Raw genomic sequence first — 247 nt, 5'->3', positions numbered from 1 at the left:
CAAACGGCCAGCGCGTAGCCGTGATCGAGACCACGGCAGTCGAAATCGTCCTCCTACAAGACGTTCCGCTAGAGCACGCCCTTGCGGAGGGCGAGGGATACTCTTCCGTGTCGGACTGGCGCGAAGGTCACACCCGCTTTTGGACCTCAGCGGCCATGCGCGCCGAACTCGGCGAGGATTTCGAGCTGACCGGTACTTCGCTGGTGGTACTCGAGCGGTTCGTCATAGTCCAATAGCCGATCCCACA

The 247-nt window shown here is 61.5% G+C and carries 1 protein-coding gene; it reads left to right on the top strand.

Going from position 1 to position 247, the window contains the following annotated elements; genetic code table 11:
- The coding region (locus tag SB719_RS21875) for an ASCH domain-containing protein (RefSeq protein ID WP_412159992.1) at positions 1-236 on the top strand (236 nt) is incomplete at its 5' end.
- Positions 237-247: the final 11 nt, after the last annotated feature.

The organism is Pantoea sp. SIMBA_079, from assembly GCF_046940275.1.
Lineage (GTDB): Bacteria > Pseudomonadota > Gammaproteobacteria > Enterobacterales > Enterobacteriaceae > Pantoea > Pantoea borealis.
This window is presented reverse-complemented; position numbering and strand designations above follow the sequence as displayed.